Below are 20,033 nucleotides of genomic sequence, written 5' to 3' on the forward strand. Positions count from 1 at the left end.
GGTGACGGCGCATTACGCCATAGAACGGGTGTTGGAGATTGAACGGCTCATCAGGATGATTGGAATGATGCCTGCCAATACAATGATAAGCGCGGGCAAGGCGCTGTGATACAGGCGCTCGTCAGAGGCAAATTGGTACACATAGGTCGCCAGAGTTTCAAAGTTAAACGGCCGAAGTATCAGCGTAGCCGGTAATTCCTTCATGCAGTCAACAAAAACCACTAATGCAGCGGTTATCAATGTACCGCGCAGCATGGGGAGATGTACCTTTACCAGTGTTTTGCCAGGGCTGTTCCCCAGAGACCGGGAGGCCATATCCATACTCGGAGTGATTTTCTGCAGAGCGCTTTCCACGCTACCTGCTGATACCGCCAGAAATCGCACGGTGTAGGCAAACACAATGGCGAAAGCGGAGCCGCTGAGCAGTAGGCCAGTGCTTACGCCAAAATAGTCCCGCATTAAGCTGTCCAGCCAGTTATCAAAACCTGCCAAAGGCACGATCACCCCAACAGCCAGCACTGCGCCCGGCATTGCATACCCTAAGCTTGAAAGACGCATGAGCACTTGCATTCCACGGGTGTTATGAAGCCTGCGGCTGTAAGCGAGGGTAATACCGATCAAAAGCGTGGTTAGTGCTGCGGTGCCTGAAAGAAAAAGACTGTTGAAGGTGTTGCGGATGAAATCCGGATTCCAGCTTTCACCAAAATACTCCCAGGCATACACGCCAAGTGTAACCCCGGGAATTACGAAGCCTAGCACTACGGGTATGGCGCAAACGGCAACGCAGATGAGCTGTCGTGGGAACGACATGGTAAACCTGCGTATAGGGTCGCGGTTATCCCTTGCTGCGAACTGCTGCTGGCGCCGCCGGGAGTAGCGCTCAAGCGTAACGAGAATAACAACGAAGATAAGCATGGTTGTGGCTATTTGGGCGGCACCACCGAGATTCCCGAGGTTCATCCAAGTATCGAATAGACCGGCAGTGAGTGTTTGTACCGCAAAGAAATCCACGGTGCCGAAATCGTTCAGCGTTTCCATCAGCACTAACGAGAGGCCTACTGCAACAGCTGGGCGAGCGATGGGTAACACTACTTTAAAAAAAGTGCTCAGCGCTGAATGGCCAAGGCTGCGGCTGACAGCAAACAAAGACGGGGACTGTTCTAAAAAAGCAGCGCGGGCAAGGAGGTAAACGTAAGGGTAGAGTACCAGACCTATCATTAGCGTAGCGCCTTCCAGGCTACGGATTTCAGGAAACCAATAGTCTGCTGCGTTGGTCCAGCCAAATAAGTCCCTTAAGGCGCCCTGTACGGGGCCTGCGTAATCCAAAAGGCTGGTGTAAACATAAGCGATTACATAGGCCGGTACAGCGAAAGGCAGTAGCATGGCCCATTCGAAAAACTTGCGCCCCGGGAAGTCGCACATGGTAACCGCCCAGGCGGTTGAAAGGCCGATGACCAAGGTAATCGCGCCAACGCCTGCCATCAGCTTGATGGTTGTGACTAGATAGCGGGGTAGGGTGGTGTCCAGCAAATGCGGCCAGATATTCTCTTCCGGGAAAAAAGCCAGAAATATAACGGAGAGTACCGGCAAGGCAACAATGGCTGTAGTTAATAGGGCACTGAACAGCCAGCGGCGGGAGGTGCGCTTTGCCAGCAAGGGCTGGGTAAGCCCGGGGTTAACGCTGGTCGCGGCCTCGCTCATAGGGTTCCTGTTATAAAAATGGAAGAGGTAAAACGACGGCTCTGGTTCTTTGGTAAAGAGGTAAGCCAGACCGAAGGTTGACGATTGTAGTCAGCTCAAATTGCCGCTGCAATGATCAGAATCATTTGTTCCTGTGATTGATAGTGATTGAGAACTGCTAGAAGTGAAAATGAAGGCGGCACTGCCGCCTTCATAAAAACACTTATTCGCCGTCGTAGTCTACGCGGTCGACAAGTTTAACGGCTGCATTACGCTTGTCAGCAATCTCTTGCAGAGACAAACTGTCTGGGTTGATTTTGCCCCACTCTGCAACTAATCCTGTCGGCTGCACATTCGGGTTTGCCGGATACTCGGTATTTGCTGTTGCGTAGATACCTTGAGCTTCCGGAGACGAGAGGAATTCCATCAGTTTCACAGCGCTGTCACGGTTAGGAGCGCTCTTGGTCAGAGCGACACCGCTGATGTTGATGTGAGTACCACGGCCGTCGGCGTTAGGGAACACCAATCGAACAGCTTCTGCGGCCGGGCGTTGGCTTTCGTCCTGCAGCATGTTGCCGTAGTAGTAGCTGTTTCCGATAGAAATGTCGCACACGCCTTCTGCGATAGCTTTGATCTGGTCACGGTCACCGCCTTGGGGCTTGCGGGCCAGATTGTCTTTTAGGCCTTTGAGCCAAGTTTCTGTCTCGGCTTCGCCGTGGTGCGAGATCATGGATGAAATCAGGGCGATGTTGTACGGGTGCTTGCCGCTGCGGGTGCAAATACGGTTTTCCCACTTGTCATCTGCAAGCTGCTCGTAAGTTGTGATTTCGCCTTCTTCAACGCGCTCTTTAGAGGTGTAAATCAAACGGGCCCGGGTAGTGAGGCCAAACCATTTGCCATCCGGGTGGCGCAGGTTCTCAGGGACGTTCTTTTCCAACACGTCGTTGTCGAGCTCTTGAACAAGATCGCGCTCTACCAGTTCGTTGAGGCGCGAAATATCCACTGTCATCACGATATCCGCAGGGCTGTTACGGCCTTCGCGCTCCAAGCGCTCGGCTAGACCTTGCTTCGCAAACACCACGTTGCTCTTGATGCCGGTTTCTTTCTCGAACGCATTCAGTAGCGGTTCAAGAAGATAAGCTTGGCGGTAAGAATAGATATTCACTTCGTCGCTTGCTGAGGCAGCAATAGGTAAAGCAGTTAGGGCGATTGCTGCAGTTGCAGCGAGTTTCATGCGCATAAGGTCGTCCTTAGAAGAGAATGTTGGGGTCGCAGCTGCATTTGAGCTATACAGCTGTCAAGAAACGCCAACCATTCTCATTTGTGTTTCGCCCGAAGTCAATATTCCCTTTGGTGTAATCCCTCAAAATAGTGTTATTCTTCTGTTTAATATATAAAAGATATGATTCGCAATAACACAGAAATCTACAACGTACCTTAGTGAAGCAGTGGAACCTTGCCGATGGCTGTAGATGACCGCAGAATACATTGTCGCACCGCAATGAGTGCCAAGGTGAAAATAACCCATGAATCGTTGGGAGAGTTTACTTTCTCTACTCGTGATATTTCAGATGGCGGCGTATTCATCGTGGTTGATGATGAGCCGTTCGCTCCGCAAATGGGGGACAAGGTGGATGTTCAGGTACAAGGTCTTCCTGTGCCGGCCCCAGTGCTAAAGATGGTGGTCGTTCGCAAAACCGTCGATGGTTATGGGTTACAATTTGATGAAAGTGCCGATTGAATAGGTGTCCTACCGTGAGATTGTCGTTAAGGAATAACGTGCGACTCATAACCAATTCCCAATTTCAAAGATTGACCAAAGGCGTTTCGCGCTTTTTGGTCATGGCTGGGTTATTGATGGTGCAGTCTGGTTGTGCAACGTATTACTCCCACTACGCCATGTTTCCGGCCGAGAACTCTCAGGGCGAACCGCGAACCGTCAGGGTGTCTTGGCAGAGCGCTGAGTATCCCGGTTGGTGGTTCTTATCCAACCGGGCCACGCCGATAACACTTGAAACCCAGTGTAGCGAGCGAGTGTGGCGGTTGTTTGACGATAGCCATGCAGAGGCTGGGAGTTGTGGCGAAGGTATCCGCGCCTGCGGGGATAGCAACCTGGATCGTTTAACATCTGAAGGTCAGGTTGCAAGTTCGAATGACCAATGTATGGCTGTAAATGCAAGTGACCCGCAAGCACGAATAGCCACAGTGTCTGGTCGGCTTGAGCTGTTGGTGGCGTGCGAACCGGCATCTGCGACCAAGGGTGAAGGAAAGGATGCCGTAAATGTTGATTATATTCGGGCATCTTCGGTTCCCTACACCGTTTATACTCGCAAAACACTTCGTGGATCTCTCAATGCTCGACCGCCAAAGTTTGATAGTGCGGAGTGTGATCCAATCTGATTTTATGTGAACTCCGTCACACTGATACAGTCCATTACTGGTTGAAAGTTGTCGTTACGTTTTGTGCCGAAGCTGTAACTTTCGGCTACCAAATTGTAATGGACTATTCCCTGCATTCGTTTGATCATAGTATCAATCAAAAAGTATCTCTTCGGGAGCGAAGCGGTGGGTGTCTGTCAGAAAAAAATATCGGTACATGATCTTGAGGTGGGCATGTTTGTGTCTGATCTTGATCGACCGTGGCACCAGACGCCGTTTCCCATTCAGGGCTTTCATATCCGTTCCGAGGACGATATTCGTGCTTTGGTTTCATACTGCAAATGGGTTTCTATTGATGTTGCAGAAACCCGTGGTTCGGTTGAGCTTTCGAGGATTGCTCGCCCAGCTTTCGGATCCAAAGTCCAGCGTAAGAATGACGGCCGCGAAAAGCTCCATCTTCCGCCATTAAGCATTCGTGAACCTGTAAAATATCAGACGATCACCACGCTAAAACGTGAGATGAAAACCTCAAAGCATTTACTCGAAGATGCTGGGGTTGCGCTTGAGCGCTTATATGCTGCGGTAAATACTCAAGAAAAGCGTGACCTGCGCCCGGTTGCTTCGATTATCAGTAAGATGGTTCGAAGCGTTGTTCGTCAACCAGATGCTTTGCTGTGGCTAAGTCGTGTTCACCAGCACGACAACCACGTATATAAGCATGCTCTCAACACCTCCGTTTGGGCGTTGGTTTGCGGGCGACAGTTAGGGCTGAACGAAGGGCTGTTGAACCATCTTGGCTTGGGCTGCATGTTATCTCAGGTGGGTAAAGTCCAGCTGTCTAAAGACCTGCTCAGCCGGGAAGGTCAGCATGATGCTGAAGAATATGCCGTGTATCGGACTTATGTTGAGAAAGGCGTTGCAATGCTTGAGGACAGCGGACTCTCACGGGCAGTAATGAGCGTTGTTCAGGGGCATCGGGAGCGACATAACGGTTCAGGTTTTCCTGAAGGCATTCGCGGCGATAGGATTCCATTACTGGCTAAAATCGCCGGGCTTGCCGAGTTCTTCGAAACGCTAATTGAGCCTCGTGAAAGCGTTGTAGAGCCGATGACTCCCGCAAGAGCTGTAACCTTGCTTTATGATATGAGGAATATTGAGTTTCAGGATGAGCTTGTAGAGGGTTTTATTCAGGCGATCGGGATTTACCCTTCAGGAAGTCTTGTAGAATTAACGGATGGCCAGCGTGGCGTAGTGGTTTCGCACTCTCCCGAGCGTAGGCTATGGCCCAGAGTCATGGTTATGACGGATAGCCATCACACGCCGCTAAAAACCGCTAAAGTTATTGATCTGGCAAAATTCAACAAAAGCCGTTCAGCGGCCGAGGTACTGGCGATCAAGGAATGCCTCGCCCACGGAACCGAGGGATTGAACCCGGCCGGTCACGATGTAACCGGCGCAGAATCCCGTTGGAATATCAGTCGGTTTATTAGCCGCTAATCCCGCGCCATATCACTCGGTAATAATCACTCTAAGTGTCTTCCGTACCCACCTGTAGGTATCCTCGGGCAAAAAGCTAATCACGATCTCGGATTCGCCACCGGCGGGACCGGCCACAAAATACTCTACCTCCGCCGTTTGCCAGCTATAGGAGTGCAGAACGACATCTTGGGGGCGCGTCGTTATGGCTTCTATGTCTGAAAGCTCAGCAGTGCTGTCAATGCGGCGAATCTTGATTTGCTTGATAGCGGTGTCGCTGGCCGGGGATTCAGCGGTATCTTTATCGAGATAGTATCGCTTTCCAATTTCAGTTTTTATGCTGTCTAGCTCTTGCGTCAAATAGGCCCTAGCATCTTCCGCATCTATGTCTTCCATGGAGCGTACCGAGTCAAGAATGCGTTGCCTTTTGGCGCGCAAATCTTGTTGGTATTCCACATCAGCGTCCCAGTCGTCCTCGTTTTCCGGGCGTATCGGCGCGGTCTCAATATCGTCTTCTGTTGGGGGCGCTGTACATAACTCATCGTCTTCTGGATAAAAGCATATGGCGGCTAGCAATTGGTTTGCAGGAGACGGTGCGTTGCCGGCTGCGTCGAACTCGGCTTCACTAACGTAAAAATCAATCGGAGCAGTGAGATTGGGCAGGGCTGCATTTAGCTGTTCGACAACGCGGTCACGTATTTCAATGCTTTCACCTTCCTCGATATTGGCTGTCCAGTTTAACAGCATCAGGAAGCGTGTGAGATTGGTCAGTGGTACGTTTCTAAGAAGTAGCTGCTCTGTTTCTACATGGGTGCTGAGACCTTCCTCATCAACGGCGGGTGTCATGAGTTGGGTACGGATATCGGGGAAGAACTCCAGCGGTGTAATCCACTCTTGTGCTGGCACACCCTCGGCTATTGGCAGGTTGCCAACACTAAGGCTGAGAGTCTCTCCCGGATAGTACTGAAACTGGCCTTCGGCATTTGTTGTACCGGATTGGCTGGCGGTCTCGTAGGTTAATCCGCTGATTCCCTGATCGTTTATTTTACCGGTATTGGTATCGCTGCTGTTGTTGCCATCGCTGCTTGAACATCCGGACAGTAGCGGGCTGATAAACAAAGCAGCAAAAAACACGCGGGGCAGGGTAATTAATGGGCGAGCTAGGTGAACGGCAGCCATGGTTCGTTGTACATTCCCTGAGTTTGGGGCACGCCAGCTGGGCAGCGGTGGACGGCCTTCTGTAAATTGTTGTCACCGCATTATAGGGAGGCAAATCGGGGTATATCGGGATACCTGTCGCAGTTTGTGGATTTTGCCTTATCTGAGAAGGTGCGCACCAGCCTTGAAAAAATTTGATAAGCCTCAACTAATTAATGTTCCCTGAACATTGCTAATTCTCAATCGGAACTTTTTATGACCAATGCTCTGGACATCGAGGGGCTTACCAAAACATATGGCAGCGGGTTTGAAGCACTCAAGGGAATTGACCTTAAAGTGGCGCAGGGTGATTTCTTTGCGCTGCTCGGCCCGAACGGCGCGGGCAAATCAACCACATTGGGCATTGTCTGCTCTCTTGTAACCAAGAGTGCTGGCAAGGTGAGCGTGTTTGGTTACGACATTGATACCCATCTGTCCGATGCCAAGCTTCATCTGGGCGTTGTTCCTCAGGAGTTCAACTTTAACCAGTTTGAAAAGGTGTTTGATATTGTCACCATTCAGGCGGGTTACTATGGGATTCCATTAAAAAAAGCCGCTGTTTCCGCAGAAAAGTATCTGAAAAAACTTGGACTCTGGGATAAACGCAATACGCCAGCACGTATGTTGTCAGGGGGCATGAAGCGTAGGCTGATGATTGCTCGCGCCCTAGTGCACGAGCCAAAACTGTTAATTTTGGATGAGCCAACTGCAGGCGTAGATATAGAGCTAAGGCGCTCTATGTGGTCTTTTCTTGAAGACATGAACCGACAGGGCACCACCATTATTCTTACCACCCACTATCTGGAAGAAGCAGAAGCTCTGTGCCGTAATATCGCCATTATTGACCATGGCCGTATTGTGAGGAATACCAGCAAGCGGGAACTTCTGCAGCAACTAAGCCTTGAGACATTTTTACTGGATACTGAGTTGGCGTTAGATACCGCGCCAGATCTGGAGGGCTTTTCGTGTCGGCTGGACGACGAAGGTGTGTTAGAGGTGGATGTGCACAAAGGGCAGGCTCTAAATGATGTGTTTATGCAATTGGAGCAACAGAGAGTAAAAGTTGTCAGTATGCGCACCAAGGCAAACCGGCTGGAAGAGTTGTTTATCCGAATGGTGGAGCACAATGCACCCAAAGGCGAAACAAAGACGGAGGGCAGGGCATGAATGCTCAGGCTTTGTTTACCGCTTACACGACGATTGTGTTGCGTGAAATTCGCCGCTTCACCCGCATTTGGCCACAGACTCTGTTGCCCCCCGCCGTTACCATGACGCTCTATTTCATAATTTTCGGCAACCTGATCGGCTCTCGAATCGGCGAAATGGGCGGTTTCGATTATATGTCATTCATAGTGCCCGGCCTGATTATGATGGCAGTCATAACGAACTCCTATGCCAACGTGGTGTCGTCGTTTTTCTCCATGAAGTTTCAGCGCAGCGTTGAAGAACTGCTTGTATCTCCCGTACCTAACTGGGTCATATTGGCTGGCTATGTAACGGGTGGCATGGCGCGTGGGCTGGGTATAGGAGTAATCGTCACCCTGTTGTCGTTGGCGTTTACCCAGTTAAAAATTCACAGCCTACCAATGGTTGTTGTGACTGTATTTCTGACATCTGCGCTGTTCTCTGTGGGCGGTTTTATTAACGCGCTACTGGCAACCAAATTTGATGACGTATCCATTGTGCCAACCTTTGTGCTAACGCCGCTAACGTATCTTGGCGGGGTGTTTTACAGTATTGATCTGTTGCCGGACTTTTGGCAGGGCGTATCTATGGCGAACCCGATTCTGTATATGGTAAATGGGTTCCGGTTCGGCATACTCGGCGTTTCTGACGTAAACCCCTTCGTATCCCTTGGCACGATTCTCGCTTTTATTGCTGTGCTTACCTTCATAGCGCTTAGGTTGTTGGCGCGGGGCAAGGGCATACGGCATTAACTCGGTAACAGTTGTTCAATAATAGTTATTTTTAGGAAGCTCTATGGCCCTTGATAATGCGCCTCTAGGCAAAACCAGCGATTACCCGGATCGCTACGATCCATCGTTACTGTTCCCTGTGGCGCGCGATGAGAATCGTAGGCGTATTGGTCTTGACGATGGGCGCTGGCCTTGGTTTGGTGGGGACTTATGGCAAGCATGGGAAATTTCCTGGTTACGCCCCGGCGGTGTTCCGGATCTTGCCTGGGCAGAAATCCGGTTTCCGGCCGCATCGCCCTCCATTATTGAATCCAAATCCCTGAAGCTCTATCTCAATTCCCTGAATCAGACGGTGTTCTCATCGGCTGATCAGGTTGTTGAAACCGTGACCGGTGACTTGTCCAGCGCCTGCGGAGCCGCCGTGAATGTGCGTTTTCTCAGTGTGGACGATTCTGCTCCAGCGACCGGGCGTCCGGCAGGCTACGAGTTGATTGATAACGAAGCGGTTGATGACGTGGTGTATGACTACGCACCAGAGTCGCTCTCCGCTTCCGGAGCGGTGGTTAGCGAGAAGCTGTGCTCACATCTTTTGAAGAGTAATTGCCCGGTAACCGGGCAGCCCGATTGGGGCACGGTGCTGATTAGCTATACCGGGTCAGCCATTAACCGCGCAGGCTTGTTACGCTATATCGTAAGCTTTCGGCAGAAGCAGGATTTTCACGAGCATTGTGTAGAGACCTTGTTCACCGATTTACTGAGCCGGTGTAAGCCTGAGAGTCTAACCGTTTGCGCCCGCTACACCCGCCGAGGAGGCTTGGATATCAACCCTTGGCGTAGCACAGAGCCAGAAGAGCAAGCTGGGCCAAGGTTGGTTCGTCAGTAGTCTTTATTCGCGGGCGCTGTCTTCCTCGTGCCGCAGACGTTCTGCGGCACCCTCCAGCGCGCTGAGAATGCTCTGCCGTTCTTTATCTGTGATTTTTTCAGAATCCAGATACATGGCAAAGCCGCTGTGCTCGTGCTCCATAAAGCTGTGGTTGGGGCCCATATCCCTACGGAAATCTACAACTTCATAGATTGGCACGGGTTTGCCGAAGCCTTTTACCGTAATTTCACCTTTGTCCCGACACATGATTCGATCTTTGATCAGGGAGAAGGTCTCGTAGGAAACGAGAATTTCACCCGGCTCCGCCAGAGATTCTAGCCGGCTGGCAAGGTTTACCTCTTTGCCGATGATGGTGTAATCCATGCGGTTTTCAGCGCCAAAATTGCCCACCGTTGTGTAGCCGGTACTGATGCCCATGCGGATTTCAAGCGGCGACTTTATGCCTTGGCTGCGCCACTTCTGCCGCATTATTTTCATGTGTTTACGCATGTCGATGGCCATAGATACGCAGGCGAAGGCGTCTTCACGCTGGCCACGGCTGGTGGGGTCACCAAAAAATACCATAATGGAATCGCCGACGAACTTGTCGATGGTGCCGCCGTATTTCAGCGCTACTTCAGACATTCCGTTGAAGTAGTGGTTTAGCAACTCGGTCAATGCTTCCGGCTCCATTTCTTCCGAGAGTTCGGTAAAGCCTTTTATATCCGAGAAGAAAACGGCGAGCTTTTTGCGTTGGGTTTCAAGGCGCACATCTCGTTCCCCGGTAAAAATGGATTGCCACACCTGGGGGGAGAGGTATTTCGATAGCTTATGAGATAGCGCTATGGACTGCTCGCGTTGGTTCTGAATCTGGGTTTTTGCCAGCATAAGGGCGCGGGCCTGCTGGTGCGAATAAAATGCTGTCACACAGATAAAGATACCGGTGAATAGTATCGAAAGCATGCTGGTAAGCAGCGGTGATTGATAGGATTCTGCCGGTCCAAAAATGGTCAAAAAGACCAAAGTGGAAACAGCCATGAAGCCACAGCCGATCAACCACTGACGCACCCCGCCGATGATCAGGCTGGTAAAGGTAAGCATTAGGGCCACCATGGCAGAAGGAATTGCCACTAGACCGATACAGCCAGCGAAACCGCCCCCGATAAGGCAGTCAGTCGTTAACATTCTCTGGCGGATGCGGGGGGAATTTCTTAGAAAGGTGCGCCGTGTGAGCAGGTGTGCGAGGTGCGGCCAAATGAGCGCTGCAGCAACCAGCCAAATATTCCATGGCTGGAATACGCCCTGCCAAACACCTGCCGAAATAGTGGCGGCTGCGGCCGCATACGCAAGAATGCGCCCGCTGTAGTCAGGCATCGGCGGAATGGCCACAGGCCTGTTCGGGGCATCGGATGCCAGAGATTTCCCTAAACTATTGCTGGCATTGCGAAGATCTGCAGGAGCACCCATCATGTACGCTGATCACTCATGGCGCTGAAACCGTTTCGTTTAAAGGTAATAAAGAAAGTATGTTAAAAACTAACGCTCGATAGTAAGACTAAAGGTTATCAGCATTACGTATAACCCACAATTCACTGATCTGGTTTTGATGATAACTGACCAGACTTCAGTTACCGGAAATGAATTATGATGAGTTCAGTCACTGACTTTTTGCTCAATAGGGCATCTGAGCCGCGGCTGGAAGCGCCAGCCCCATCTACCGCAACGCTTGAAAGGGCTTTTGCTTGTGCCGCGCGTGCGCCAGACCATGCTCTATTGCGGCCTTGGCGCTATCTGGTTATCGCGGGGGAAGACCTGAAAGCGCTCGGCGATCTGTTTGCCGCTGCCTACTCTGAGAATATTGATGATGCCAAGCGGGAGAAAATGCATAAAAAGGCCATGCGTGCACCAATGGTCATTGTTGGTATCGCTTCTCCCAAAAAACATCCTAAGGTGCCGGAAGTTGAGCAGGTGCTTTCTGCCGGGACAAGCCTGAGTTTCTTAGCATTGGCTCTGCAAGACGCGGGTTTTGGTGTTATGTGGCGTACGGGCGACATGGCATATAATTCGGTGGTTCTTCAGGGCCTTGGCCTTGGAAAAGGCGAATCCATCATCGGCTTTCTTTACACAGGCACGGTGTCCTCTGCTAAACCTGCGGTTCCCAGACCCGAGCTTTCCGAATTTGTCGCGCATTGGCCGATAAAAGAATCCTGAGTGTTTCCCTCACTATTCCGGTGGGGGAAACAGCTTGCCGCTTTCAGCGAAATTTGCCGCTACCCTTCTGCCTTTTCTAACTTTTTCCTCTCGAAACCCTCCACAACGCCCTAATTTTAAGGGCTTTCGAATTTTGGCATTAGCATTGCTTTGTTTCTGTCATAGAACGAAACCGGCAAGGTCTTTACTGCTGGTAACAGGATTTTGGAGGTTGTATGGCGATCACTTTTGATAACGCTCTTGGTATTCACCAGCATGCACTGGAAGCCAGAGTAAAGCGCGCTGAAGTTCTGGCGAGCAATCTGGCCAACGCAGACACGCCGGGTTTTAAAGCCCGGGATCTGGACTTTCAGGCCATGATGCAAAAGGCGCAGGACAACATGAGTGGTTTTGGCATGGAGAAAACCCACTCCGGCCACATGGATGCCTCTTCTGGTGCCGCAGATTCAGATTTGCTGTACCGAGTGCCGAACCAGCCGTCTGTGGATGGGAATACAGTTGATGCTCAAGCAGAGCAGACCCGGTTCATGCGTAATGCGATGGATTACCAAGCCAGTTTTCAGTTTCTAAATGGTAAGTTTACTGGGCTGACCAAAGCCCTGAAAGGCGAGTAAGCAGCCGTTTCCCGATTAGCGAAGGAGAGACATCATGTCACTTGGCAGCATTTTTGATATCGCCGGTTCCGGCATGACAGCGCAATCGCTGCGGCTGAATACTACCGCCTCAAACATTGCAAACGCTGAAACGGCGAGCTCAAGCACGGACACCACATACCGCGCACGCAAGCCCGTTTTCTCGGCAATCCAGCAATCCATGATGAACCCAACACAGCAAGGCTTCGGCACAGAAATATCGGACAATGCCAGCGCGGGAGTTCGTGTAGAAGGCATTGTTGAAAGCGATGCAGAGTTGCAGATGCGCTACGAACCCGATCATCCAGCGGCCAATGAAGACGGCTATGTTTATTATCCCAATGTAAATGTAGTGGAAGAGATGGCTGACATGATGTCTTCCTCAAGAAGCTTTCAGATGAACGTGGACACTATGAACACGGCCAAATCCATGATGCAGCGCATCCTGACACTTGGTCAGCAGTAACGGGGCGGGGTCTGAACCATGAGTGCAATTAACGCAACAGAAGCCTCTGACGTACTGGGGCAATACAGAACCCAGCAACAGGACGGCGCTAGCGGCAAAAGTGAGCTTGGCAAGAACGAGTTCATGGAGCTAATGCTGGCACAGCTGAAAAACCAGAACCCTCTGGAGCCTCAGGATAACGGCGAGTTTATCTCTCAGTTGGCGCAATTCAGTTCGCTGGAAGAAATGCAGAAGCTGTCGGGCACTGTGGATGATGTGGTGGGGCAGTTCCGCTCCACGCAAGCTCTTCAGGCCTCGGCGATGGTTGGTAAGACGGTTCTTGCGCCTTCTGAGGTTGGCATTCTCGGTGCCGAGGGCGAAATATCCGGCAATATTGAAGTGCCTGCATCCACCGGTGGAGTGCGCTTGTCTGTAATGAGTCCCGGCGGTGAGTTGGTGCGGCAAATCGATCTAGGTAGCAGTTCAGCAGGTGTTAAGTCGTTCAACTGGGACGGAAAAGACGGTAACGGCAATAGTTTGCCGGCCGGTCCTTACCGGATTGTGGCTGAGGCTTCCTATCCTGATGGCAGTGTGCAGCTGCCCACTCTCGTAAGCGCCAATGTAGACAGTGTGTCACTGGGTAAGGGCGGATCCGTTACTTTGAATTTGGCAGGCATGGGTTCCATCGCTCTGTCGGACGTTAAACAAATTAATTAATACCGGTGTCATACCAGAGGTGATTTATGGCTTTTAATACGGGGCTTAGCGGTTTAAGGGCGGCAGCGGTAGATCTGGACGTAACCGGCAACAATATTGCCAACGCCAGTACGGTTGGGTTTAAAGGCAGCCGAGTACAGTTCGGTGACCTGTACGCCAGCGGTTTTTTGAGCGGAGGCTCCAATCCGATTGGCGACGGCGTAAATGTTCAGAACATAGAACAGTCATTCAGTCAGGGAAATGTCAGTTTTACCGATAATGGCTTGGATATGGCCATACAAGGCGACGGTTTCTTTATTTTGAACAACGGCGGCGAAACCCGATATTCACGGGCGGGCCAGTTCACTATTGATAAAGACGGCTTTGTGATAAATAACCAATCTATGCGTGTACAGGGCTATACCGCAGATGATGACGGCAACCTTTCTGGTGTTCGTGGGGATCTTGAAATTGCAACCGATAATTTGGCGCCCCGTCGCACCACGAACTTGAGCTCTGACTTGAACCTCGATTCGCGCGAATCCGTGCTGGAATCTCGGGTGCGCGATTTCGCGCCTTTGGCATTCTCAACTATTAATGGTGAAGAATTTGAGGTTGAGTATGCTAATGGAGAGCCCGCAATTCCCATACAGCTATACGACGTAGACAACGGTGGTGCTCAGGTTCCGTTTACCAGTGCGAGCCAGATTGTAAATAGAATAGACGCTATACCTGGTTTGAGTGCGTCGGCGACGACCACGGCACCGGTACCCATCACTGATGCCGTTGTCGCAGCACCCGGGTTTACGTTTACCATTGAGATTAACGGTAGCCCACTAAACGTTGACCCCACTAACCTCTCTACTATTCAAGACCTAAGAGATGCAATCAACCGCTCTGACAACACTTCGATATCGGCTGCGATTGTTGATGATGGTACAGGCACAGATGAATTGAGAATTATCCACAACCAAGGTGAAAACCTTAGTGTTGTGGTTAACGGCGGAGCTCCTATAACTGCAGAGGGTAGTATTCAAGTCACTGCCGACCGAACCGTTACGGGAATTAACGGAACAGGTGGCCCGAGCACGAACCTAGCGGATGAGTTCCCGGTTTCACCTGTCCGAATTACTAATGCATTTAACCCGCTCGATCAGCGAACCTACAACCACGCCACATCCACTTCGATTTTTGATAGCTTAGGCAATTCCCATGAGCTGACGCAGTTTTTCGTTAAAGCACCGTCCCCAGGGGATGGCGTTGGCGTGAGTGAGTGGTCTGTGTATTTGCAAATCGACGGCGAGTTGGTTGCAGGGACGGATGTTACCCCTTACACAGCGAGATTTGATCAAGACGGCGTTTTGCAATCTATCGACGGCGATGCGAACGGTGAGATTTTGATAACCGACTGGGTTCCGAGAGATGCAAATGGCGACCCCAACGGTGCTGACGGTCCACCGCTTCCGGGCGAGACCGTTGTGACGCCTATTCCAGAGCCACCCACTACGTCAGCTTTTGTGTTGAGTCTTGGGGACACTACCCAATATGGCGCAACCTTCGGCGTGAATGATCAGCGCCAGAATGGCTACACCACCGGGCGCTTGTCTGGGCTTGATGTTTCGAATCAAGGGGTGCTTTTTGCCCGGTACACGAATGGCCAGTCCAAAGCCTTGGGGCAGGTTGCCTTGGCTGCGTTTAATAATACAAACGGTTTGTCGCCTGTGGGAGATACCAGTTGGGTTGAAACCTTTGAGTCCGGGCAGCCGATTATTGGTCAGCCGGATACCGGAACTCTTGGCGGAATCAAGTCAAGTTCGGTGGAGGAGTCCAACGTGGATCTTTCCGCCCAACTGGTTAACCTGATCATTGCCCAGCGCAACTATCAGGCTAACGCGAAAACCATCGAAACGTCCGATGCGGTCACCCAGACCATCATCAACCTTCGCTAAATGGCTTTAGTGTGACTTTGGCATGACTCCTGCTTGAACTATGGAAGAGCACTGGAAACAGTCAAAATTCCGGCAGGAGTTTTCCCATGGACAAAGCACTTTATATAGGTATGTCGGGCGCCAAGCAGAATATGCTGTCGCAGCGCGCCCATGCCAACAATCTGGCTAACGTAAACACCACAGGCTTCAAAAAGGACTTTGCCCAAGCCCGCAGCATGCCTGTGTTCGGCGAGCACCATCCTACCCGTGCCTACGCCATGTCAGAGCGTCCCGGAACTGATCTCTCCGCAGGGGCATTGATGCAAACCGGCCGGAAGATGGACGTCGCATTAGAAGGCGACGGCTGGCTGGCTATTCAGAACAATCTTGGCGAAGAAGTATTTACCCGCTCCGGAAGCATGCAAATTGATGTGAATGGTTTGATGCGCCTTGCCAGTGGCGAAATGGTGTTGGGCAATGGCGGCCCGGTTGCGCTTCCCCCCTTTGATAACCTCCAGATTGGTGCCGATGGCACTGTCTCTATTGTTCCTGCTGGCGGCCCGCCAGACCAGTTAGTGGAAGTGGATCGGCTGAAGCTGGTGAACCCGCCGCCGGAAGTGCTTGAGAAAGGTTTGGACGGCTTTATTCGCCGCAAGCCCGATCAGGCTATCGACGGCGGAGAGCCAGTAGATGCTGCCTTGCGCGTGGCTTCCGGCTTCCTTGAAAGCTCGAACGTAAATGCTGTGGAGGAGATGGTGTCCAACCTTCAACTCTCCCGCCAGTACGAGATGCAGGTGAAGGTGATGCGCACGGCAAACGAGAATTCCGAAGCGGCGGCACGGCTGTTGCAGAACCTCTGATAACTATTGAAAACAAAGCCGACCAGGCTATAAGCGGCAAACATTCGCCGCTCGCAAGGTAACGGCAAGGAGTAATAACGATGCATCCGGCACTTTGGGTAAGTAAAACAGGGCTTAGCGCTCAGGACACCAATATGTCCACCATCTCGAACAACTTGGCCAACGTGAATACCACAGGCTTTAAGCGGGATCGGGCGGTGTTTCAGGACTTGCTGTACCAAATCAACCGGCAGCCTGGCGGTTTGAACACACAAAACTCCGAACTACCTTCCGGTCTGCAGTTAGGTACCGGTGTACGTGTGGTCGGCACAGCGAAGCAGTTTGGTCAGGGCAATCTACAGATTACCGAGCAGCCCCTTGATTTAGCGGTTAGTGGTCGCGGCTTTCTGCAGGTGCAGCTCCCGGACGGGCAGACCGCCTACACGAGAGACGGTCAGTTCCAGCTCAACGCTAACGGCGATGTTGTTACACCCGATGGTTATGCACTCCAGCCAAACATCAATATCCCAGAGAACGCCACGAGCGTGACCATCGGCAAGGACGGTACAGTCTCTGCCATTACTGACGATCAGGCAGCTCCCGTAGTTCTGGGCCAGATTACTCTGGTGGACTTCATTAATCCTCAGGGCTTACAGGCCATAGGCAACAACCTGTTTAAAGAAACCAATGCCAGTGGTGATCCGGCTGAGGGTGAGCCAGGACTGGCTGGGTTGGGTTCGCTGGAGCAAGGCATGATCGAGTCATCCAACGTAGAAGTGGTTGAAGAGCTGGTGAATATGATTACCACCCAGCGCGCTTACGAGATGAACTCGAAAGTGGTTTCTACCACCGACCAAATGCTCCAGTTTATTACGCAGAATATCGGCTAACCCTATGAAGTTATGGGGTTTGTAATTGTGCGTGAGAGTAAAAATGTGAGGGGAGAACTCATGAAACCGACTACATCAACGTGGTTGACCAGATCGACAGGAACTCTTCTGTTGGTTTGGTTGCTGGTCCTGCTACAGGGATGTACGGCCATGAGCCGGCCTCGGGCCGAGCCTAACGATCCGGCATACGCCCCCGTTCGCGCTCAGGCAATGATGCAGCGTGATCCGGAATCTGGCGCTATTTACCAAAGTTCGCGCAACTATAATTTTTACGGCGATACAGTGGCTCTCAATATTGGTGATGTATTAACCGTCACTCTTAATGAATCCACCCGCGCCAGCAAAAATGCAGAAACCAAGATCAACAAAGACAGTGATATCTCAATGCCGGAACCCAATATTCTGGGTAAGGGTAATTTTGGCATCGCAACGTCCATCAAAAGTGAAAGGGACTTCCAAGGTAAAGCCGAAGCAGATCAGAGCAACAGTCTGGCGGGCAGCATCACCGTAACGGTGACAGAGGTTTTGCCAAACGGCGTACTAAAAGTCCGTGGCGAGAAGTGGATATCACTGACCAACGGCGACGAATATGTGCGGTTGACAGGCCTTGTGCGCCCTCAGGATATCGACCCGGGCAATGTTGTCGCTTCCAGTCGCATAGCCGATGCGCGCATAGCCTACGGCGGCACAGGTGATTTTGATCAGGCGAATCAAATGGGCTGGTTGGCCCGCTTCTTTAACAGCGAGTGGTGGCCCCTATGACTATACGCCGATGCGTAGTGTTTTCGCTGATACTTGCTGTAATGGCGGCACCTGTAATGGCTGATCGCTTAAAGGATCTGGCGCGGATCAAAGGCGTGCGTAATAACCAGCTTGTGGGTTATGGCTTGGTGGTTGGTCTGGATGGAACAGGCGATAAAGCCCCGTTCACCAACCAAACCTTCCGCAACATGATGAACCAGTTCGGGATCACGTTACCAGAGGGCGTTAATCCGAATCTGGCGAACGTAGCGGCGGTAACTGTGAGCGCGAACTTGCCGCCGTTTGCCAAAGCCGGGCAGGAAATAGATATTACCGTATCGTCTATTGGCAACTCAGACAGCCTAAGAGGCGGCACCTTACTGATGTCTCCACTTAAGGGTGCAGACGGCAACGTGTACGCAATGGCGCAGGGCAGCCTTGTTGTGGGTGGGTTCGGTGCCGAGGGTCAAGACGGCTCGCGCATAACTGTAAACGTGCCCAGTGTTGGCCGTATTCCAAACGGTGCAACCATTGAACGCGAAATCGTGTCCCCCTTTACTCAGGGCGACACGATTACGTTTCACTTGATGCGCCCGGACTTCACAACCGCGCGTCGAGTTGTAGAGGTCGTCAATGAGAGTTTGGGCCCGGATATGGCCTATGCCCACGATGCGACATCGATCTCCGTGCGCGCGCCTCGCGATCCCTCTCAGCGAGTTAGCTTTCTTTCCATTTTGGAAAACCTGGAAGTAGATCCCGCAGAAGATGCAGCAAAAGTTGTTATTAATAGCCGTACCGGAACGATTGTTGTGGGGCAGAACGTGAGAGTAAATCCTGCGGCGGTTACTCATGGCAATCTCACCGTTACCATCCAGGAAAACCCAGAAGTTCAGCAGCCCAACCCCTTTGCCGCAGGCACAACCGCGATCGAACAAGATACCCAGATTGCGATTACCGAGGACCCGGCGCGCATGTTCAAGTTTGGACCGGCAGTTACCCTGAATGAGATCGTTCAGGCCGTGAACCAAGTAGGTGCTGCACCGGGGGATGTTATGGCTGTGTTGGAAGCACTCAAACAGGCTGGCGCACTTCGCGCTGAGCTTATTGTTATCTAGGTGATGTGATGCAGGACTATCAGCTTCAACAAGCCAGAGTCTACACCGATTTCAGCGGCCTGAATGCGCTTAAGCACAGCGCGGGGGACGACAAGCTGACAGCGCTGAAGGAAGTGGCACGCCAGTTTGAAAGTATTTTTCTGTCTGAAATGCTGAAGTCCATGCGTAAAGCTGGAGACGTGTTTGCTGAAGGTAATTACCTAAACAGTAACCAATCCGAGATGTATCGCGACATGTTTGATAGCCAGCTGAGCCTTACCATGGCTGGCGGGCAGGGCACAGGCCTTGCCGATGCTCTGGTACGTCAATTGGGTAAAAATATTCCGGGCATAGATCAGGGCGGTAACCCCTTGGCTTCCCATAAAAAGGCCCTTACGGATTATGAGCGCAGTTTGCCGCCTATGTCGCCGCACTTGCCACAAAGGGTTGATGAGGTAGTCGAGGTGGTGGCGAATAAAACAGTAGCGCCTGCTACTGACACTCCTGAGTTACCTGAGCAGTTCGAGTCGCCAGAGCAGTTTGTAAGCGCACTCTTGCCAGTTGCCGAAAAAATCGCTGCAGATACTGGAATCAATCCGAAGCTGATGGTTGCGCAGGCGGCACTGGAGACAGGCTGGGGGCGCCACATGATAAAGGGCGATGCCCGCGAGCCGAGCTATAACCTATTCGGCATCAAAGCCGACAGCCGATGGCAGGGTGATTCGGTGACCATAACTACCACGGAATTTCGTGAGGGGGTGCCCATGAAAGAACGTGCGAATTTTCGGGCCTATCCGGATTACGAGTCCAGCTTTCGTGATTACGTGGCATTTCTGGAATCTAACCCTCGCTACCGAGATGTACTGGCTAGTGCGGATCAACCCGATGTATTTGCCAGAAAGCTGCAGGAAGCTGGCTATGCCACCGACCCGCAGTATGGAGACAAGATCAACAGAATTATGAACCGTGATTCTCTGATGACACTTTCCATGGGCAGCGACTCTATGGGTAATAAGGCCTTGAATGGCGGGGCAGAGGAGCAATAGT

General features: G+C 51.6%; 20 protein-coding genes. 16 read left to right on the forward strand and 4 right to left on the reverse strand.

Annotated features, from left to right (window positions below):
• Positions 1–12: 12 nt before the first annotated feature.
• Both MWU62_RS15465 and MWU62_RS15470 read right to left on the reverse strand, forming a co-directional pair.
• Positions 13–1,701 (reverse strand): iron ABC transporter permease, encoded by a 1,689-nt coding sequence (locus MWU62_RS15465; protein ID WP_247115734.1) that lies wholly within the window; start codon positions 1,699–1,701, stop codon positions 13–15.
• Between the two features lie 202 nt (positions 1,702–1,903).
• On the reverse strand, positions 1,904–2,920 hold the full coding sequence (locus tag MWU62_RS15470) for a Fe(3+) ABC transporter substrate-binding protein (protein ID WP_247115735.1): 1,017 nt from the start codon (positions 2,918–2,920) through the stop codon (positions 1,904–1,906).
• Between the two features lie 222 nt (positions 2,921–3,142).
• Here MWU62_RS15470 and MWU62_RS15475 point away from each other — a divergent pair, with 222 nt between their 5' ends.
• The 3 genes from MWU62_RS15475 to MWU62_RS15485 all read left to right on the forward strand — a co-directional run bounded on the left by MWU62_RS15475 (position 3,143) and on the right by MWU62_RS15485 (position 5,556).
• On the forward strand, positions 3,143–3,421 hold the full coding sequence (locus MWU62_RS15475; protein WP_247115736.1) for a PilZ domain-containing protein: 279 nt from the start codon (positions 3,143–3,145) through the stop codon (positions 3,419–3,421).
• Positions 3,422–3,459: 38 nt separating this feature from the next.
• Positions 3,460–4,080 carry a hypothetical protein gene (locus tag MWU62_RS15480; RefSeq protein ID WP_247115737.1) on the forward strand — a complete coding sequence of 207 codons (621 nt, stop codon included), beginning with the start codon at positions 3,460–3,462 and terminating at the stop codon, positions 4,078–4,080.
• 165 nt (positions 4,081–4,245) lie between these two features.
• Complete coding sequence (locus tag MWU62_RS15485; protein ID WP_348645654.1) at positions 4,246–5,556, forward strand: HD domain-containing phosphohydrolase; 1,311 nt, start codon at positions 4,246–4,248, stop codon at positions 5,554–5,556.
• A 12-nt stretch (positions 5,557–5,568) separates the two neighbouring features.
• On the opposite strand, the gene MWU62_RS15490 is transcribed toward MWU62_RS15485, so the two are convergent.
• A complete protein-coding gene (locus MWU62_RS15490) occupies positions 5,569–6,714 on the reverse strand; it encodes an organic solvent ABC transporter permease (RefSeq protein WP_247115739.1) in 1,146 nt (381 codons plus the stop codon).
• Between the two features lie 234 nt (positions 6,715–6,948).
• Here MWU62_RS15490 and MWU62_RS15495 point away from each other — a divergent pair, with 234 nt between their 5' ends.
• From MWU62_RS15495 to queF, 3 genes are read left to right on the forward strand one after another with little or no spacing between them, the layout of a single operon-like run.
• Positions 6,949–7,899: an ABC transporter ATP-binding protein gene (locus tag MWU62_RS15495; protein ID WP_200364054.1), complete on the forward strand. Its 951-nt coding sequence runs from the start codon at positions 6,949–6,951 to the stop codon at positions 7,897–7,899.
• Complete coding sequence (locus tag MWU62_RS15500) at positions 7,896–8,669, forward strand: ABC transporter permease (protein ID WP_247115740.1); 774 nt, start codon at positions 7,896–7,898, stop codon at positions 8,667–8,669. Before MWU62_RS15495 ends, MWU62_RS15500 begins: the two co-directional genes overlap by 4 nt.
• Before the next feature lie 43 nt (positions 8,670–8,712).
• Complete coding sequence (queF, locus tag MWU62_RS15505; RefSeq protein ID WP_247115741.1) at positions 8,713–9,531, forward strand: NADPH-dependent 7-cyano-7-deazaguanine reductase QueF; 819 nt, start codon at positions 8,713–8,715, stop codon at positions 9,529–9,531.
• A 3-nt stretch (positions 9,532–9,534) separates the two neighbouring features.
• On the opposite strand, the gene MWU62_RS15510 is transcribed toward queF, so the two are convergent.
• Positions 9,535–10,980, reverse strand: a complete 1,446-nt coding sequence (locus tag MWU62_RS15510) for an adenylate/guanylate cyclase domain-containing protein (protein ID WP_247115742.1) — start codon at positions 10,978–10,980, stop codon at positions 9,535–9,537.
• 177 nt (positions 10,981–11,157) lie between these two features.
• On the opposite strand from MWU62_RS15510, the gene MWU62_RS15515 reads away from it, so the two are divergent.
• The 10 genes from MWU62_RS15515 to flgJ all read left to right on the forward strand — a co-directional run bounded on the left by MWU62_RS15515 (position 11,158) and on the right by flgJ (position 20,032).
• A complete protein-coding gene (locus MWU62_RS15515) occupies positions 11,158–11,721 on the forward strand; it encodes a nitroreductase (RefSeq protein ID WP_247115834.1) in 564 nt (187 codons plus the stop codon).
• 215 nt (positions 11,722–11,936) lie between these two features.
• On the forward strand, positions 11,937–12,335 hold the full coding sequence (gene flgB / locus MWU62_RS15520) for a flagellar basal body rod protein FlgB (protein ID WP_247115743.1): 399 nt from the start codon (positions 11,937–11,939) through the stop codon (positions 12,333–12,335).
• Positions 12,336–12,369: 34 nt separating this feature from the next.
• The gene (gene flgC, locus MWU62_RS15525) at positions 12,370–12,819 is read left to right on the forward strand and encodes a flagellar basal body rod protein FlgC (protein WP_247115744.1); all 450 of its coding nucleotides are present in this window, start codon (positions 12,370–12,372) and stop codon (positions 12,817–12,819) included.
• A gap of 18 nt (positions 12,820–12,837) precedes the next feature.
• A complete protein-coding gene (locus MWU62_RS15530) occupies positions 12,838–13,515 on the forward strand; it encodes a flagellar hook assembly protein FlgD (protein ID WP_247115745.1) in 678 nt (225 codons plus the stop codon).
• A 26-nt stretch (positions 13,516–13,541) separates the two neighbouring features.
• Positions 13,542–15,443, forward strand: a complete 1,902-nt coding sequence (locus MWU62_RS15535; protein WP_247115746.1) for a flagellar hook protein FlgE — start codon at positions 13,542–13,544, stop codon at positions 15,441–15,443.
• 86 nt (positions 15,444–15,529) lie between these two features.
• Positions 15,530–16,282: a flagellar basal body rod protein FlgF gene (locus MWU62_RS15540; RefSeq protein WP_247115747.1), complete on the forward strand. Its 753-nt coding sequence runs from the start codon at positions 15,530–15,532 to the stop codon at positions 16,280–16,282.
• An 80-nt stretch (positions 16,283–16,362) separates the two neighbouring features.
• Positions 16,363–17,151 carry a flagellar basal-body rod protein FlgG gene (gene flgG / locus MWU62_RS15545; protein WP_200364075.1) on the forward strand — a complete coding sequence of 263 codons (789 nt, stop codon included), beginning with the start codon at positions 16,363–16,365 and terminating at the stop codon, positions 17,149–17,151.
• 60 nt (positions 17,152–17,211) lie between these two features.
• Entirely contained in the window at positions 17,212–17,913 is a 702-nt protein-coding gene (gene flgH, locus MWU62_RS15550) for a flagellar basal body L-ring protein FlgH (protein WP_247115748.1), read from the forward strand.
• Positions 17,910–19,007, forward strand: a complete 1,098-nt coding sequence (locus MWU62_RS15555) for a flagellar basal body P-ring protein FlgI (protein WP_247115749.1) — start codon at positions 17,910–17,912, stop codon at positions 19,005–19,007. Before flgH ends, MWU62_RS15555 begins: the two co-directional genes overlap by 4 nt.
• Before the next feature lie 8 nt (positions 19,008–19,015).
• Positions 19,016–20,032, forward strand: a complete 1,017-nt coding sequence (gene flgJ, locus MWU62_RS15560) for a flagellar assembly peptidoglycan hydrolase FlgJ (RefSeq protein WP_247115750.1) — start codon at positions 19,016–19,018, stop codon at positions 20,030–20,032.
• The last annotated feature ends 1 nt before the right edge of the window (position 20,033 follow it).

Origin of the sequence: Marinobacter sp. S6332, assembly GCF_023016045.1 — a bacterium.
GTDB lineage: Bacteria > Pseudomonadota > Gammaproteobacteria > Pseudomonadales > Oleiphilaceae > Marinobacter.

Bases quoted from the DNA above. Each gene is read 5' to 3' on its own strand.
- MWU62_RS15465 (WP_247115734.1), bottom strand. From the start codon at position 1,701: ATGAGCGAGGCCGCGACCAGCGTTAACCCCGGGCTTACCCAGCCCTTG.
- MWU62_RS15470 (WP_247115735.1), bottom strand. From the start codon at position 2,920: ATGCGCATGAAACTCGCTGCAACTGCAGCAATCGCCCTAACTGCTTTA.
- MWU62_RS15475 (WP_247115736.1), top strand. From the start codon at position 3,143: ATGGCTGTAGATGACCGCAGAATACATTGTCGCACCGCAATGAGTGCC.
- MWU62_RS15490 (WP_247115739.1), bottom strand. From the start codon at position 6,714: ATGGCTGCCGTTCACCTAGCTCGCCCATTAATTACCCTGCCCCGCGTG.
- MWU62_RS15495 (WP_200364054.1), top strand. From the start codon at position 6,949: ATGACCAATGCTCTGGACATCGAGGGGCTTACCAAAACATATGGCAGC.
- MWU62_RS15500 (WP_247115740.1), top strand. From the start codon at position 7,896: ATGAATGCTCAGGCTTTGTTTACCGCTTACACGACGATTGTGTTGCGT.
- queF (WP_247115741.1), top strand. From the start codon at position 8,713: ATGGCCCTTGATAATGCGCCTCTAGGCAAAACCAGCGATTACCCGGAT.
- MWU62_RS15510 (WP_247115742.1), bottom strand. From the start codon at position 10,980: ATGATGGGTGCTCCTGCAGATCTTCGCAATGCCAGCAATAGTTTAGGG.
- MWU62_RS15515 (WP_247115834.1), top strand. From the start codon at position 11,158: ATGAGTTCAGTCACTGACTTTTTGCTCAATAGGGCATCTGAGCCGCGG.
- flgB (WP_247115743.1), top strand. From the start codon at position 11,937: ATGGCGATCACTTTTGATAACGCTCTTGGTATTCACCAGCATGCACTG.
- flgC (WP_247115744.1), top strand. From the start codon at position 12,370: ATGTCACTTGGCAGCATTTTTGATATCGCCGGTTCCGGCATGACAGCG.
- MWU62_RS15530 (WP_247115745.1), top strand. From the start codon at position 12,838: ATGAGTGCAATTAACGCAACAGAAGCCTCTGACGTACTGGGGCAATAC.
- MWU62_RS15535 (WP_247115746.1), top strand. From the start codon at position 13,542: ATGGCTTTTAATACGGGGCTTAGCGGTTTAAGGGCGGCAGCGGTAGAT.
- MWU62_RS15540 (WP_247115747.1), top strand. From the start codon at position 15,530: ATGGACAAAGCACTTTATATAGGTATGTCGGGCGCCAAGCAGAATATG.
- flgG (WP_200364075.1), top strand. From the start codon at position 16,363: ATGCATCCGGCACTTTGGGTAAGTAAAACAGGGCTTAGCGCTCAGGAC.
- flgH (WP_247115748.1), top strand. From the start codon at position 17,212: ATGAAACCGACTACATCAACGTGGTTGACCAGATCGACAGGAACTCTT.
- MWU62_RS15555 (WP_247115749.1), top strand. From the start codon at position 17,910: ATGACTATACGCCGATGCGTAGTGTTTTCGCTGATACTTGCTGTAATG.
- flgJ (WP_247115750.1), top strand. From the start codon at position 19,016: ATGCAGGACTATCAGCTTCAACAAGCCAGAGTCTACACCGATTTCAGC.